Origin of the sequence: Paracoccus sp. M683 (assembly GCF_007096355.1) — a bacterium.
Classification (GTDB): domain Bacteria; phylum Pseudomonadota; class Alphaproteobacteria; order Rhodobacterales; family Rhodobacteraceae; genus Paracoccus.
The window spans coordinates 1-15,709 of the sequence record NZ_VKDF01000007.1 but is presented as its reverse complement, the minus strand read 5'-3'; the positions used below and the strand labels follow the sequence as shown (position 1 = coordinate 15,709).

The 15,709-nt window shown below is 64.9% G+C and carries 11 protein-coding genes; 6 read left to right on the top strand and 5 right to left on the bottom strand.

Translation table 11 applies throughout. From position 1 onward, the window contains the following. Positions 1-2: 2 nt before the first annotated feature. Genes FNJ84_RS13770 through FNJ84_RS13750 form a run of 5 tightly spaced genes read right to left on the bottom strand, consistent with a single transcriptional unit; the run spans position 3 to position 6,266 of the window. Positions 3-776, bottom strand: coding sequence for an SDR family oxidoreductase (locus tag FNJ84_RS13770; RefSeq protein ID WP_255471209.1), 774 nt, complete (start codon positions 774-776; stop codon positions 3-5). Next, positions 773-1,567, bottom strand: a complete 795-nt coding sequence (locus FNJ84_RS13765; protein ID WP_143793786.1) for a GNAT family N-acetyltransferase — start codon at positions 1,565-1,567, stop codon at positions 773-775. Before FNJ84_RS13765 ends, FNJ84_RS13770 begins: the two co-directional genes overlap by 4 nt. Beyond that, positions 1,564-2,316 (bottom strand): glycerophosphodiester phosphodiesterase family protein, encoded by a 753-nt coding sequence (locus FNJ84_RS13760; RefSeq protein WP_363323856.1) that lies wholly within the window; start codon positions 2,314-2,316, stop codon positions 1,564-1,566. The genes FNJ84_RS13765 and FNJ84_RS13760 overlap by 4 nt, the downstream gene beginning before the upstream one ends. Beyond that, complete coding sequence (locus tag FNJ84_RS13755) at positions 2,316-2,771, bottom strand: RidA family protein (RefSeq protein ID WP_143793784.1); 456 nt, start codon at positions 2,769-2,771, stop codon at positions 2,316-2,318. Before FNJ84_RS13755 ends, FNJ84_RS13760 begins: the two co-directional genes overlap by 1 nt. Positions 2,772-2,813: 42 nt before the next feature. Then, positions 2,814-6,266, bottom strand: a complete 3,453-nt coding sequence (locus FNJ84_RS13750) for a chromosome segregation SMC family protein (protein ID WP_143793783.1) — start codon at positions 6,264-6,266, stop codon at positions 2,814-2,816. Between the two features lie 165 nt (positions 6,267-6,431). Here FNJ84_RS13750 and FNJ84_RS13745 point away from each other — a divergent pair, with 165 nt between their 5' ends. From FNJ84_RS13745 to FNJ84_RS13720, 6 genes are all read left to right on the top strand, one after another. Then, positions 6,432-6,794 carry a CidA/LrgA family protein gene (locus tag FNJ84_RS13745; RefSeq protein WP_363323857.1) on the top strand — a complete coding sequence of 121 codons (363 nt, stop codon included), beginning with the start codon at positions 6,432-6,434 and terminating at the stop codon, positions 6,792-6,794. Continuing rightward, the gene (locus tag FNJ84_RS13740; protein WP_143793781.1) at positions 6,787-7,506 is read left to right on the top strand and encodes an LrgB family protein; all 720 of its coding nucleotides are present in this window, start codon (positions 6,787-6,789) and stop codon (positions 7,504-7,506) included. Before FNJ84_RS13745 ends, FNJ84_RS13740 begins: the two co-directional genes overlap by 8 nt. Before the next feature lie 204 nt (positions 7,507-7,710). After that, complete coding sequence (locus FNJ84_RS13735) at positions 7,711-9,690, top strand: type VI secretion system Vgr family protein (RefSeq protein WP_143793780.1); 1,980 nt, start codon at positions 7,711-7,713, stop codon at positions 9,688-9,690. Beyond that, entirely contained in the window at positions 9,690-10,115 is a 426-nt protein-coding gene (locus FNJ84_RS13730; protein WP_143793779.1) for a DcrB-related protein, read from the top strand. The genes FNJ84_RS13735 and FNJ84_RS13730 overlap by 1 nt, the downstream gene beginning before the upstream one ends. Positions 10,116-10,119: 4 nt before the next feature. Beyond that, positions 10,120-14,673 carry an RHS repeat-associated core domain-containing protein gene (locus FNJ84_RS13725; RefSeq protein ID WP_143793778.1) on the top strand — a complete coding sequence of 1,518 codons (4,554 nt, stop codon included), beginning with the start codon at positions 10,120-10,122 and terminating at the stop codon, positions 14,671-14,673. Between the two features lie 6 nt (positions 14,674-14,679). Further along, positions 14,680-15,117: a hypothetical protein gene (locus tag FNJ84_RS13720; protein WP_143793777.1), complete on the top strand. Its 438-nt coding sequence runs from the start codon at positions 14,680-14,682 to the stop codon at positions 15,115-15,117. Positions 15,118-15,709: the final 592 nt, after the last annotated feature.

The window sequence follows — 15,709 nt, the reverse complement described above, 5'->3', positions numbered from 1 at the left end:
GCCTAGCGGCCGCCGCTGACATCCAGAATGGCGCCGCTGACATAGCGGGCGGCGTCGCTGACCAGCCAGATGGCGGCGCGGGCTACCTCATCGGCGGTGCCGGGGCGGCCCATCGGAATGTTTCCCGCCATCCGAAAGGCACGGTCGGGAATACCGCTATCGGCCTGCATGTCCGTGTCGATCAGGCCGGGGCGGATGGCGTTCACTCGGATATTTTCGGACCCCAGTTCCCGCGCCAGCCCCAGCGTCAGCGTGTCGATCGCCCCCTTGGTCGCGGCATAATCTACGAACTCGCCCGGAGAACCCAGACGCGCCGAGGCCGATGACATCAACAGGATCGCCGCAGGCGGCTGATCCTTGGGGCGCGGCAGGCGACGCGCCGCCTCTCGGGCGCAATACAGCGAACCCAGCACGTTGACCCGCACCATCCGATCAAGTCGGGCGTCATCCATCTGGGCCAGCTTCATCACCGGCGCGACGATGCCCGCATTGACGATCACCGCATCAAGCCCGCCAAGCGCGGCTTCGGCCGCATCGAACAGCGGCTCGACCTGCGCGGGGTCGGACACATCGGCTTGCAAAGCCACCGATTGCCCGCTCTGCGCGGCAATTGCGGCCACCACCGCATCCGCCGCAGCGCGGTCCTGCCGGTAATTCACCGCCACCGGCCATCCCTGCGCCGCCGCGATCAGCGCCGCCGCCCGCCCGATCCCGCGAGAGGCGCCGGTGATCAGCAAGCGGCGCGGGGCGGTTGCGGCATGATCCATCTGCATCATCCCTCGGCATCCTCTGGCAATGTCAGCCGCATCATCACCAGATCGTGCCAATGTTCCTGTCCGGCCGCATCGCGACGCCAGCGCAGGTGTGGCAACAGCAGATGCCGCCGCTGGAAGCCCAGCTTTTCATAAAAACGGTCCGCCGTCTGGCTGCCAAGGTCGATCTGCCCGACCCCGGCTTGCCGCAGATGGGCAATCATCGCGTGAACCAGCGCCGTGCCGGTCCCCTGCGGCATGCCCGGCCGCACGGCCATCGCCGCCAGCCATGCGCCCGATCCGCCCGCAACCGCATGGACCGAGCCGCAGGCCCCCGCACAAAGCCGCCCCGCGTCATCCAGCAGCCGCAAGGCAAAGGTCGGTGCGATCTTCGGATCACCCTCATCCACCGCCTCGACATACAGCACCAACCCGTCGGATGACAGTTCGCGGGCCAATGCCGCCGTTCCATCCGGCCCCGCCCCCAGATCCAGCATCGCCAGATCATAGCCGGCATAGACCAGCGCCGCCCCGATCCGGTCAGCGAAGGTTGTCAGGATCACAACACGGGCAATGGGCGTTCTGCGGTCCAAGGCGACCGCAGCCACCCGTCGCGCCAGATAGGCTGCGGGATCGTCAAGAAAATCTGACGCCGCAAGATCGGGATGGTCGATCACGACATCCGGGCTGACGCCGAACTCGCGCTCTCGGTCCAGAAACAGGGCGAATACCTCGCCCGCGGCGGTTTCGATCCCGGAATCGCCGCGGGTTGTGTCTGTGATGTGCAGGCTGTGCCCGCTATCGCCCTGGGTCACACCGATGCCTTGTAACCCTCGAACGTGATGTTATCGGCGATTTCGCGTGCCGTGGCTTCTTGTTCGGCCGAGCGGATGGTCCAGCACAGGATCGGCGTGCCCTCGGATTTCAGCGCGTCGACGCGGGGATTGGTCAGATCGCCCTTGTCATGCGAGATGAAGCAGGCGCCGGAAGCGTCGTAATCCGTGATCGCGGCCAGATTGTCGCGGGTTTCCTCGTCCAGCATCGGCCAGTCGTCCTGGGCAAAGGCACAGGTGGTCAGGCCGCAGGGGATCTGCGGTGCCTCGCGGTGGAAGGCCGCGACCATATGCGGATTGAAGGACATGACCGCAACGGGCCCGTCATAGGATTGCAACTGCTCGGCCACATGGCTGTGCAGATCGCCAATCTGGTCGCCAAGCCGGCCGTCCTGATCCTTCAGCTCGATCAGCAGCGGCACCTGGCCATCGACGGCGCGCAGCGCGGCGGCCAGCGTCGGGATGCCATGGTCAGAGTTTTTCAGCCGCATTGCCTCCAACTCGTCGGGGTCGATATCGGCGATATAGCCCTCGTCGCCCACCAGCCGGGTCAGGTCATAATCGTGAAACACCATCGGCACGTTGCCGGCGGCAGGTTGAATGTCGATCTCGATGCCATAGCCGGCCTGAACTGCCGCCTCGATCGCGGCCAGCGAATTTTCCGGGATGGTGGCGTCGTGCAGCCCGCGATGGGCGATGGGAAGGCGCAGGAAAACCGGGGGCAGGGACATCATTCCACCTCGAAGATCGCTTCGATTTCGACGGCCACGCCACGGGGCAGGGCGGGGGCGCTGACGGCGGCGCGGGCATGGCGGCCCTTGTCGCCAAAGACCTCGACCATCAGGTCAGAGCAGCCGTTGATCACCTCGGGCTGGTCGGTGAAGTCGGGGGTGGACTGGACAAAGCCGGTCAGCTTGACCACCCGCACGACCCGATCCAGCGATCCGGTGGCGGCCTTGACCTGTGCAATCAGCGCAAGGCCGCAACGGCGGGCAGCCGCCGCGCCATCGGCCACGGACATGCCATCACCCAGGCGGCCCTTGATCAGCCCGTTTTCATCCTGGCTGATCTGGCCCGAGACGAAGACGGTATTGCCGGTGCGCGCATAGGGCACATAATTCGCCGCAGGTGCGGGTGCGTCGGGCAGGGTGATGCCAAGTTCGGTCAGGCGGGTGTCGATGCTCATGTGATTCCTCCGTGGGTTGGCCGAAGCCTAACCCGGCGGGGATCAGGCGACCAGAGCTTCGGCGCGTTTCAGATCGACGCTGACCAACTGGCTGACACCCTGTTCGACCATCGTGACCCCGAACAGACGATCCATCCGCGACATGGTGACGGCGTGGTGCGTGATGATCAGAAAACGCGTATCGGTGCGCCGCGTCATTGCGTCCAGCAGATCGCAGAAGCGCGATACGTTGGCGTCGTCCAGCGGTGCGTCGACCTCGTCCAGCACGCAGATCGGCGCGGGATTGGCCAGAAACACGGCAAAGATCAGCGCCAGGGCGGTCAGGGTCTGTTCGCCGCCTGACAGCAGGCTGAGGGTGCTGAGTTTCTTGCCCGGTGGCTGGCACATGATTTCCAGACCGGCTTCCAGCGGGTCATCGGATTCGACCAGAACCAGCTTGGCCTCGCCGCCGCCGAACAGCGTGGTGAAAAGCGTGGTGAAATTGCCGTTTACCGTGTCGAAAGCGGCCAGCAGGCGTTCGCGCCCTTCCCGGTTCAGGCTGCCGATACCGGCGCGCAGTTTGCGAATCGCCTCTTCCAGGTCGCCTTTCTCGGCCGCCAGCGTGTCGCGTTCCTGTTCAAGCTCGCGCTTGTCCTCGTCGGCGCGCAGGTTCACTGCGCCAAGCGCATCGCGCTGGCTGCGCAGCCGGGCGATCTGATCCTCAAGCGTGCTGGCCGCCGTATCGGTATCGGCATCGGCGAGGCTGTCCAGCAGCGCCTGTGGCGTGCCTTCGGTTTCCTCATGGATGCGGGCGCGGGCCGCCTGTTCGGTGTCGCGGGCGGCCTCGGCCCTGGCCTCGCGCGCGGCCCGCAATTCGCGCGCCTCGGAAGCGTGGCGTTCGGCATCGCGTTCGCCGTGCGAGGCATCGCGCAAGGCGGCATCCGCCGCCATCAGCGCCTCTCGCGCCTTGGTCACGCGGGCATCGGCCTGCGCCTCGCGCTCGGTCAGGGTGGCGCGTTTTTCGGCAAGGATGGCGGGTTGGGCCTGCGCCGTCGCCAGTTCCTCGGCAGCGGCATCGCGGCGGCTGGTCAACTCGGCGGCGCGGGTGTCGGCCTGATCCAGACGGTGCCGCCAGCCGGATTCCTCTTTGGTGATTTCCTGCAAGCGCTTGATCCGGGCGTTCCCTTCGCGGCGCAACTCGTCCAGCGCGGAACGGCGCGACATGGTGGCGATGCGGGCAGCCTCGACCCCGGTTTTCGCGTTCTCGACTGCCGCCGCCGCCGCCCCGCGATCGGGCAGATCGGCCAGCGCGCGTTCGGCCTGGGTCAGGCGGCCCCGCGCATCGCTGGCGTCAACCTGATGGCGGGCCAGTTCGGCGCGGGCGCTTTCGGCGCGGCTGGTGGCCAGCGACAGGTCGCTTTCGGCGCGTGTGGCGGCGCGGGCCGCATCCGACAGCAGCCGTTCAGCCTCGCGCCGCGCTTCGCGGGTGGCTTTCTCGGCATGGGCGGTCGCGGCCAGTTGCGCCTTGGCAGCCTCATGTGCCTCAACGGCGGCTGCGGCACGGGCGGCTGCGGTCTCGGCCTGAGCGGTGATTTCAGCCAGTTGGTTGACCTTTTGCAGATGCAGCGCCGCCGATGACGAGGCCTCGCCCGCCATCACCCGCATCCCGTCCCACCGGAACAGATCGCCGCCGGGCGTCACCAGCCGTTGCCCCGGCGCAAGCTCGGCCTGCATCGAGGCCGCCATTGCCGCATCGGCCACCAGCCCGACCTGAGACAAGCGCCGCGCCAGCGCATCGGGCCCGTTCACATGAGGCGCCAACGGCTCGGCGCCCTTGGGCAAGGGTTGCGGCGCATCCCAGCCCGGCAGCTTGTGCCAGCCCGAGGCGCCATCGACCGCCAGCCCCGCCCGCAGGTCATCGCCAAGGGCGGCGCCAAAGGCGACCTCGTATCCCTTGACCACCTTGACCCGGTCCAGAATGGCCTTGCCGCCGCTGTCGCCGCGTTCGACCAGCCGCCTGAGGGCCGCCATTTCAGCGGCCAGCGCGCCGGATTCGCCCTCGGCCTCGGCGCGGGCGGCGCGCGCGGCGGATTCCGCCGTCTCAACAGTGGCGCGGGCGGCTTCGGCTTCGGCCAGCGCGGCCTCGGCTTCCTCGGCGCTGTCGCGGGCGGCAATCTGTCCGGCCTCGGCGTCGCGCAGCGCCGCTTCGGCCTCGCGGCCCTTCTCGGCGGCGCGGGCGGCGTTCTGATCTGCCTCGCCCGCCGAGTGTTCGGCGCGGGTCAGCATGTCGCGCAGATCGGCGGCCAGACGTTCCGCCGATTGGTGGCGTGCGGCCAGACGGGCGGATTCGTCGGTCAGTTCGGCCAGCCGCGCCTCGACCTCGCGCAGGGCTTCGGCGGCTTCGTCGGCGGTGTCGGCGGCGCTGTCCAGACGGGCATCATGGCCTTGCCCGGCCTTTTCCAGTTCCTTCTTTTCCCAGACCAGCCGGTCAATCACCTCGACGGCGTCGCGGTTCAGCGCGGCCTCTCGTTCGATGTCGCGGTCAAGCTGGGCGATGCGTGCGGCCAGGGCGCGAATCGCTTCTTCGGCCCGCGCCTCGGCCTCGTCCAGCGCCTCGCGTTCCACGACGATGCGCGACAGGATGGCAGCGGCGACCTGTTCTTCCTCGCGCAGCGGCGGCAATCCCGTCTCGGATTTTTCGCGCAGGGCGGTGGCCGCGCGCGATGCCGCCTCGGCCTCGCCGGCAGCACGGGTCGCCTGGGTCAGCGCCTCGGCAGCGGCCTGGCGGGCGGCATCGGCCTCGGCCCAACGGCGATACAACAGGACGCCTTCGGCCTGGCGCAGGGCGGTGCCGATCTCGCGGTATTTCGCGGCGGCGCGGGCCTGACGGGCCAGCGATGCGGCCTGCGTGGCAAGCTGTTCCAGCGTGTCATCGACGCGCAGCAGGTTGTTTTCGGCCCCGTTCAGCTTCAGCTCGGCCTCGTGGCGGCGCTGGTAAAGCCCGCTGATCCCCGCCGCTTCCTCAAGGATGCGACGGCGGTTCTGCGGCTTGGCGTTGATCAATTCGCTGATCTGGCCCTGACGCACCAGTGCGGGCGAATGCGCGCCGGTCGAGGCATCGGCGAACAGCATCTGCACGTCGCGCGCGCGGACTTCTTTCCCGTTGATCTTGTAGGCCGAGCCGGCATCGCGGGTGATGCGGCGGACGATGTCGATATGGTCGTCCTCGTTAAAGCCGGCAGGCGCCAGCCGGTCGCGGTTGTCGATGGTCAGCGTCACCTCGGCATGGCCACGGGCCGAACGACGCGAGGTGCCGGCGAAGATCACGTCTTCCATCCCCGATCCGCGCATCGCCGTCGGGCGGTTCTCGCCCATGATCCAGCGCAGGGCCTCCAGCAGGTTGGACTTGCCGCAGCCATTGGGGCCGACCACGCCCGTCAGCCCCTCGCGGATCACCAGATCTGTGGGGTCGACGAAGCTTTTGAAACCGTTGAGGCGCAGGCGGTCGAAACGCAAAAGTCACTGTCCCTGAGAATCGCTTGTTATCCTGGGATTGTCGGGCCCACCCGAAGCCAAGTCAATCGAAACCGCAAAATATGGTGTGTGATGCGCGGTTATCCACAAGATGAATGGGGTCGCCACTAGGCAATTTGCCGCTAAGATGCGGGCATGATTGCGGCATTGGCGATAATTCTGGGGTTTCAACTGGTGGGTGAGGTCAGCTCTCGCGCGCTGAGCCTGCCTTTGCCGGGCCCGGTGGTCGGTCTGGTGCTGCTGGTCGGTTGCTGCCTGCTGCGGCCGGCGCTGGCTGACCGGCTGAGGCCGGTGACGCAGGGGCTGCTGGCGCATCTGTCGCTGTTCTTCGTGCCGGCGGGCGTCGGCGTGGTGGCGCATATGGATCTGATCCGCACGCAGGGGCTGGGGCTGGCTGTCGCCATCGGCGGTTCCGCGCTGCTGGCGATTGCGGCGGGGGCGCTGGCCTTTGTCGCGATGGCGCGTCTGGCCGGATCGACCGATCCCGAGGCCGAGCAGACCGATGACTGACCCCGCATTGATCTGGTCCTATCTGGCGCAGGGGCCGCTGATCTGGCTGACGGCGACGCTGGTGGCCTATCTGGCCGGCGATGCGCTGTTTCGGGCGGCGGGGCGCGCCAGTTGGGCCAATCCCGTGATGATCGCCATCGTGGTGCTGGGGCTGCTGCTTTGGGTGACCGGCACGGATTACCAGACCTATTTCGAGGGTGCGCAATTCGTTCATTTCATGCTGGGCCCGGCCACCGTCGCGCTGGCCTTGCCGCTGTATGACAACCTGCCGCGAGTGCGCCGCGCCGCCTGGCCGATGCTGGCCGGGCTGATCGCGGGATCGACGGTGGCTGTCGTCTCGGTCCTGCTGATCGCGCGCGGCTTTGGGATCGGCGGGCCAGTGCTGGCCTCGCTGGCGCCGAAATCCACCACCGCACCCGTGGCCATCGGCATCGCCGAGCGGATCGGAGGCCAGCCCACGCTGACTGCCGCGATGGTGCTGCTGACCGGCATCTTCGGGGCGATCATTGCCACGCCGCTGCTGAATGCGCTGCATATCCGCGACTGGCGCGCGCGTGGCTTTTCGGTGGGCGTGGCGGCCCATGGGATCGGCACCGCGCGGGCCTTTCAGGTGAACCAGACGGCGGGCGCCTTTGCCGGGATCGGGATGGGGCTGAACGCGGTGCTGACGGCGATCATCGCGCCGCTGGCGCTGCGTTTTCTTGGTGGCTAGCCGCATCGGCGGCGAATTTCCGCCGATATGGCGGTGGGATCGAAACGGGATGGTTCAAACCCGCCCCGAAACCCATTGATTCCAGCGCGGTAGAATGGCGGGCGGGCACGGCCCGATTGACGGCCCTTGCTCTGGCCTCGATGCGGAAAGGATGCCATCCTGCCGGCATTTGGTACGATTTCAATTGTCAGAAGGGGCGACCTGATGAACGCACCGTTCAAGCAGGCCGACAGGCTGGGTCGATTGACGACCGTTCTTGGGCCTGATGTGCTGGCGCTGCTGCGCTTTGATGGCTCGGACTATATGAACGAGCTGTTCGAATACCGGGTCGAGGCCTTGTCGCCGCGCGGCGATGTCGATTTCGATCAGCTTGTCGGCACGCATGCCAGTGTCGAGATCGAGGGTCGCGAGGGGCCGCGTGTCTTTGACGGTATCGTCACCAGAACCCGTTGGGCCGGTGTGGGCGAGAACGGCCACCGCTATGATCTGGTGCTGCGGCCCTGGCTGTGGCTGGCGGGGCGGCGAAAGAACCAGAAGATCTATCACAACAAGACGGTCGTGCAGATTCTGGAACAGCTGTTCGCCGAATATGCCAGCCTCGGCGATCCGGCGGTCGAGATCAAGCTGACCGAAAACTATCCGCTGCTGGAATACACGGTGCAGTTCCGCGAAAGCGATCTGGACTTTGCCCGCCGCCAGATGGAGCGGCATGGCATCAGCTTCCACTTCCGCCACAAGGCCGGCAATCACACGCTGGTGCTGACCGATGACGTGATGTCGCATGAAAACATCGGCGGCCGGCCCTATAAAAGCTATGACGGCCATCATCAGTCCGATGGCGAGCATTTCTGGGAATGGTCGCCCGAGCGGAACCTGACCACCGGCGCGATCCGGCTGATCGACTATAACTTCAAGGCGCCTTCCGCCGCGATGGAGGTCGACCGGCTTGGCGACGCGCTGCATGCCATGGGTCAGTTGGAAAGCTATGAATATCCCGGTGACTATCCGGACGAAGAGGCCGGGCGGGTTCTGGCCAAGGTGCGGATGAATCAGGAACGCGGGCAGGACCGCCGCAATCGGGCCAAGGGCGACTGCCTGTCGCTTGGCGCGGGCAAGGTGTTTACCCTGACCGGCGATCCGGCGCCCGGCACCGGCGAGAATTTCCTGTGCCTCAAGGCCGATTACAGTTTCGTCAGCGAGGCCTATGGCTCGGGCGGGGCGGCCAGCGACGGCTACAGCTTTACCGGCAATTATGTGCTGATGCCCGATACTGCGCCGATGACCTCGCCCAAGCGCACGCCGCAGCCGGTGGTCGAAGGGCCGCAGACCGCCGTGGTCGTCGGTGAAGGAGAGATCGACTGCGACGAATTCGGCCGCATTCTGGTGCGGTTCCACTGGGATCTGGAAGGCGCCAAGTCCATGCGCTGCCGGGTGACGCAGAACTGGGCTGGCAACGGTCTGGGCGGCGTCGTCATTCCCCGCATCGGCATGGAGGTCGTGGTCGATTTCATCGACGGCAGCCCCGACAAGCCGATCGTGACCGGCTGCGTGGTCAATGGCAGCAATGGCAATATCTATGGCCTTCCCGCCAGCAAGACCAAAAGCGGCTTCAAGACCAAGACGCATGAAGGCTCGGGCTTCAACGAGTTGAGCTTCGAGGATGCGAACGGGTCGGAAAAGATCTTCATGCACGCCCAGAAGGACATGGAGGAGTATGTCAAGGACAACCAGTCTACCTATGTCGAGGGCGGCAACCGGTCGATCACCGTGCAGACCGGGGATGAGACCAAGAACGTCATCAGCGGCAACCTGACCGAGACGGTGGCCCTGACGCGGGCCTCGCAGGCCAACAAGATCACCGAAATGGCCGTAGCCGGCAAAGGCGGGCCGGGCGTGATCGCCTATGGCGCCGATGACGACATCACCATGACCGCGAAGAAGCTGGTCAAGACCCATTCCGACAAGAACATGGAAATCTCGGCCATCGACAAGATCGAGCAGGGGTCGAAGAAGATCTTCATCACCGGCACGGAAGATATCGTTCTGACGGTCGGCGCGTCACAGATTTCACTGACGACCGAGGGGATCGTGCTGCAACACGGCAGCACCCGCATCACCTTGCAAGAGGGTCTGCTGGACCAGGTCGCGGGCATGATCCATCTGAACAAGGACGCAGCTGACTGATGTATCGACTGAATGAAGGCATGATTGATCTGCCAGGTGATTGGCACGATCGCAGCATCAATGTGGTCTCGTCGAACCTGACGGGCAGTGGCGCGTCTTTCACCATCACCCGCGACGAAATGCCCTGGGGCATGGGTTTCGGCGAATATGTCGACGACCAGGGCAAACAGGCCGCGCAGGCGCTGAAGGATTTCAAGATCCACGACCGCCGCGAATTGAAGGTCAGCGATGCCCCCGCCGTCGAGATGGAATGCAGCTGGGTATCCAAGGCCGGCAAGATGCACCAGATCATCACCACCGTGCAGGGCGAGGGGCAGAAGGTGCTGATCCTGACCGCCTCGGTCGGTGGCGCGATGAGCGAGAACCAGAAGGCGGAAATGCGGCGCATCGTCTCGACCTTGAGGCTTGAACGCGGAAAGGGCTAGCCGGATGAGCGTTTTTGTAAGTGGTGCGACCTGGGGTGCTGGCTCTGCTTCGAATGCCTATAATGGCGCAGGCAACCGGGTTTTTCGGCCGGCCCAGCCAAATGGCGGTGCCGGGGCGCCCAGTGGGGGTTACAGCGATTTTCACCAGCAGGGCATGGATGCGGCGAATGCCCAGGCCGGTCCCAACGGTTTTGAAGAGGGCGTGGATTCCTTCATCGCCGCCTATAATTCCGAGGCGATACAGAACACGCTGACCTATGGGCCGATTGCCGTCGCGGCCGCTGTCGGGGGCACGACGGCGGCGCTGGCTGCGGCCAGTGTTGTGGGCGTCGCGATGATTTCCGGCGCAGCTGGCTACAAGATCGGCGAGTTCATCGCCGCCCCGGTCATGGAATGGATGGGCTTCGAGCGGATCTCGGGCGATGGCGAGATGCCGGCGACGGTTGGCCATCCCATTGCCCATGTCAGTGGCTGGGCAATCGCCGCGATGGTGGCGGGTGCGATCGCCGCCGTCGCCGTCACCATTGCGGTCGGCGCGCTGACCGGCGGCATCGGGCTGATCGCCATCGGCGCAGGGGCGTTGGCCGGGGGCATCGGCTTTGGTTTTGCCTCGGTCGCAGGGCAGTTCGGCACCAACAAGGGCGTCATCCAGCAGGGCTCGCCCAATGTTTTCTTCCGCAACAAGGCCGTGGCGCGGGTCACCGACATCGTCGATTGTTCCGATCATGCCGTGTCCAAGGTGGCCGAGGGAGCCGAGACCGTTTTCGCGAATAACTGGCCCATCGCCCGGATCGGCCACAAGACCACCTGCGACGGCACCATCAATGACGGCGTCCCCGACATCGCCATCGACATCGACACCAGCGCCATTCGCCTGAAGGTCGATGTGGGCTGGAACAGCCGCGCGGCCGAGCTGTTTACCATCGCCGCCGATATCCTGCCTATCGGCGGACAGCGGCCGCGCGACGGCAGCCCGTCGAACAGGTTCGATGGCAATCAGCCCAATGGCAACCGGACCGATTGCCGCGACCCGATCGACGTGGCGACCGGCCAGTTCATCGACCTGCGCAACGAGATCTTCATTCCCGGCACCATCCCTTTGCGGCTGGATCGCTGCCATGCGCAGGCCTCGCATGGCCTGCAAGGCAAGGGTTGGTCGGGCACCTGGGCGCAGCATCTGCGGATGGATGGCCCGGTCATCACCTATCAGAACCCCGAAGGCAGCCTGATCGTCTTTCACGCGCCCGAGGAACAGGTGGTCAGCTATAACCTGCGCTTTCCAGAGCTGGAGCTGCTGGGTCAGCGCGCGGGCGAGCTGTATATCTATAACCGCCCCGAGCAGCTGTTCTATGTTTTCGCCGATGAGGGTGGCCCGACCCGCCGCCTGGCCCGGATCGAGGACCGGAACGGCAACCGCATCAGCCTGCTTTACGGGCCCGACGGGCTGCGCCGGGTCGAGCATTCGGATGGCTTCGCCTTGCAGGTTCACAGCGATGGCGGGCTGATCCGCAGCGCCTCGCTTGATGCGGCGGATGGCGAGGATTGCGTCTTTTCCTGGGCCTATACCCATGACGGCCGCTTGCGCGAGGTGCAGTCCGCGCAGCGGGGGGTGATGCGTTATGACTATGACGATCGCGGCCGGGTCATCGCCTGGCACGACGCCAAGGACACGCATGTCCATTACGAATATGGCACCAATGACCGCATAATTCGGACCTGGACCGACAGCGGCCATATGGCAGGGCAGATCGACTATGATCTTGCCCGCAACCGCACGGTCGTGACGACCGAGGATGGCGATGTTTCCGTTTACGACTGGACCGATGACGGGCGGGTCTGGCGCCAGGTCGACCCCTTGGGAAATGTCTGGCTGACCGAATGGGACGAGGCGCTGCATGTCACGGCGCGGGTCGATCCGCTTGGAAATCGCACACAGTTCACCTTTGACGCCTTTGGCAACATGGTTGCGCTGACCGATCCCGACGGCAATCGGATGCAATGGCATTACAGCCGCGACGGGCTGTTGGCAGCCGCGACCGACGCCGCTGGCAACCGCACCGAGTTTCGCCGCGATGCGAGCGGCAATCTGGTCGGCGCCACCGACGCGCTTGGGCGGGTCACGACCCTGGGACTGGGTGACAAGGGCCAGCTGCTGCGCGCCGACATGCCGGGCGACGTGCAGCACCGCTTTTACTATGATCCGCTGCTGCGTCTGACGCGGGTGCGCGACCCTGACGGCAGCGAGGTGCGCACCGGCTATGACACCGAAGGTCGGATGCGCTGGTTCACCGACGCGGTTGGTGCGACCACCCGCTATGACCTGACACGCGGCGCAGATAACCCGCGCGGTGCGGTGCGTCGGGTCGAAATGCCGAATGGCGCGATCTCAAGCATCACCTGGGATGTCGAGGGTCAGCTTTCCGCGGTCACCGGGCCCACCGGAGATACCCGGCATTTCCGCTTTGGCGCCTTTGACCTGCCGGTCGAGACCGTCGACGCAAGGGGGCATCGCCTGCGGCTGGAACATGACCGCGAATTGCGCCTGTCCGCCGTGGTGAACCAGATGGGCGCGCGCTATGAATTCAGCTATGACCGCGCCGGCGGCGTCATCGGCGAGCGTGACTATTCCGGCATGATCACCCAATATGTTCGCGATGCGGCGGGCCGGGTTATCCGCAAGATCGCGCCGGACGGCACATTGACCCATTACGAGCATTCCCCCGCCGGTCGGTTGCTGACCATGCGGGTTGAGGGGCGGGATGGCGGCGCCTCTGTCACCAGCTTCGGCTATGACGCGCGTGGGCTGATGATCCGGGCGCAGAATGACGATGCGGTGGTGGAATATGATTATGACGCGCTTGGCCGTGTCGTGGCCGAGCGGCTGAACGGGCGGCAGATCACCTCGGAATATTCCGTTGCTGGTCGGCGGATCGCACGTTCAGGCGATGTGCTGCATCTGGCAAGCGGTTGGACCAAGGCGGGACTGCCCACCGATCTGGGGATTGGCGGGCATGCCCCGCTGAGCTTTCGGCACGATCCGCGCGGGTTGGAGATCCTTCGCCAGTCGCCCGCCGGCTTTGCATTGGCGCAGGGCCATACAGTCATGGGCAACCTGGCCGAGCAGATCGCCGGCCCCCTGTCGCGGCTGCCCGAAGAGGCGCATGAGGGCCTGCTGGGCCGTGGTCGCCCGGTCGAGATCGCGACCCGTCTTGGGGCGCAGATGCATCGCAGCTATCAGTGGGATCTGGCGGGCCGCGCGATTGATCTGCATGACCGCACCATGGGCCAGGTCGGTCTTACCTATGATGATCGGGGGCAGGTGACGACGACCCGCCGCGATACGCCCGATGGCAGCTCGGTCCTGTCGGAGTTCGAATACGATCCGGCCAGCAACATCATGCAGGTGATTCAGGCCGGCCACCGAGAAGCCGTGACCAGTCAGGCCGGCCGGGTCCGCAGCCGCGGTAAGGTTCAGTATCGGCACGACGATTGCGGCCGCGTCATCGAAAAGCGCGTCGAGGAACCCGGTTTCCGCCCGCGCGTCTGGCGCATGGTCTGGAACGGTCAGGACCAGATGATCGGTCTGGAAACCCCTGACGGCCAGCGCTGGCATTATCGCTATGACCCGCTTGGCCGACGCATCGCGCGCGAGGCGCAGGGGCGGGGTGGTTTCGCCTATCAATGGGAAGGCGACCAGTTGATCGCCGAGGCTCCGATGACCGCCGATGGCACGGTGGCCTGGGATCGGGCGCGGAACTGGGTTTATGAATCCGGTGACTTCCGCCCGATCGCTCAGCTTCAGGGAGAGGAGCTGCACTATATCGTCACTGACCATCTGGGCACCCCGCGAGAGCTGATTTCAGAAGACGGTGCCTCGGTCCCCTGGCGAGCGGAACTGTCGCTGTGGGGTGATATCGCCGAGTTGCGCCGCAAGGCCGCCAATGACGACGCCCCGCCGCTGGATTGCCCGATCCGGTTTCAGGGCCAGTTCTACGACGCCGAAAGCGGGCTGCATTACAACAGGTACCGCTATTACGACCCCGAGGCGATGCAGTATCTGTCGCCGGATCCTATTGGTCTGGCAGGCGGCGTCAGGCCGCAGGGGTATGTGGGTGACCCGAACGGGTGGGTTGATCCGTTGGGGCTTCAGGATTGCCCACTGGGCGAGACTAACACCAATCCCAGCAGAGGACCTCTCTACGACAATCCGAGTGATGTCGTTACATCGCGGGTGGACGAATTGCGGTCACAAATACCAGAGAACTCGCGCGGGCGTATTACGATGGGCGTCGCCGTAGCAGAGGCCCCGAACGGCAACAGGCAGGTCTTGGTAAGTACCTCTGAGCGCAATGGGTATCTGCGTCCCGGTGTTTCGCTGAACCCCGGAGAGGTTTTGGTTTCCGGGCCGGCGGGTAGTCATGCCGAAGTGGATATAATCAACTACGCCGGCAACAACAGCTTGACGGTTGTTGACATTGGTGCGACGAGGCCGGTTTGTCACGCATGCCAGGGGGCCATTCCCTCGGGTGTCAACGTCTCGACACCGAAGAAGAAGTAGCTGAGAATGAGATTAGGCACACTAAACCAGTCACTTGCTGCGCAATTTTCCGACGCAGCTGACCTTGCGCAGGCACGGCATCAGTTCGAAATTATATTCCGGTTCTGCGCAGGCCGAATTGATCGCCGCTGGTTCCAACGCCTTGGTGACAATGAATTGGCGACAGCCCTGCAGAGCGGGACGGGCTTGCCGGGTCGGGATTTCAGCAAAATTGCCGAAGATCTCGACGGCTCCTACTTCGATGCTGAAGATGCCGGAAATAACGACGACGCACAGTTATATTTTTCTCTGGCAAGGTTGGCATCTGCCATCGCTTTCGCACTATCCGCATCGTCGCCTGCAGGCTATGCCGAAGCCGCATATGAGGCGCTGATGGCGATGCCGAATCCTGACGAGATGGCGCAGGCGGTGCAGGGTCTGCCTGATTGGCCGGTCCGATCCTAAGCGCGTCCAGACGTAGCTGAGTTAGTGGTTTGAGGGTCTAATGAGCGGGCCGTGACCATGCTTTCCTGCTTCCAAGTTCAACACGGCGATGCCGAAAGCTTGCCATATTAAAGCCGTTCCGGCTGTCACGGCGCCGATGCGATGCGATATCTGCCGACGGACCCTGTCCGGTTGGAGGGGTGTCCACAGCCCGTCCGGGTTTGATGCTTGCGATCACGGCTCGCACGCTTTTTGATTAGGCGGCTCAGAAGCAGTTCAATCAGCGCCCTGACCTGATCTTGCCAATGGTCGACGACGGGCATCAAGGCGGGGCCGTGAAATTCGCTCGTGTCATGCCGCGTCGTCGGGATCGCCCGAAGTTTGGCCGGTCGCAGAGCCCCGGCGCCCTGCTGTCCCTCGCCGGGATCGTGTCGGCAAAGGCACAGTCGGCCGATTTCTCTGCGTGACATGTGGTTGTTGATTTCCACCCAGAACTGAGCCGGCATTTCCATCGAGAAGTGAGCCACCTCTGACTATGGATTTCCGGTCATTCAGTGGTCAAGGCGTGATTGTTCTCCTTCTTTTGGCGCGTTGCGGCAGCTGAACTGGCTTT

Bases quoted from the DNA above. Each gene is read 5' to 3' on its own strand.
- FNJ84_RS13770 (WP_255471209.1), bottom strand. From the start codon at position 776: ATGATGCAGATGGATCATGCCGCAACCGCCCCGCGCCGCTTGCTGATC.
- FNJ84_RS13725 (WP_143793778.1), top strand. From the start codon at position 10,120: ATGAGCGTTTTTGTAAGTGGTGCGACCTGGGGTGCTGGCTCTGCTTCG.
- FNJ84_RS13760 (WP_363323856.1), bottom strand. From the start codon at position 2,316: ATGTCCCTGCCCCCGGTTTTCCTGCGCCTTCCCATCGCCCATCGCGGG.
- FNJ84_RS13740 (WP_143793781.1), top strand. From the start codon at position 6,787: ATGACTGACCCCGCATTGATCTGGTCCTATCTGGCGCAGGGGCCGCTG.
- FNJ84_RS13755 (WP_143793784.1), bottom strand. From the start codon at position 2,771: ATGAGCATCGACACCCGCCTGACCGAACTTGGCATCACCCTGCCCGAC.
- FNJ84_RS13735 (WP_143793780.1), top strand. From the start codon at position 7,711: ATGAACGCACCGTTCAAGCAGGCCGACAGGCTGGGTCGATTGACGACC.
- FNJ84_RS13730 (WP_143793779.1), top strand. From the start codon at position 9,690: ATGTATCGACTGAATGAAGGCATGATTGATCTGCCAGGTGATTGGCAC.
- FNJ84_RS13720 (WP_143793777.1), top strand. From the start codon at position 14,680: ATGAGATTAGGCACACTAAACCAGTCACTTGCTGCGCAATTTTCCGAC.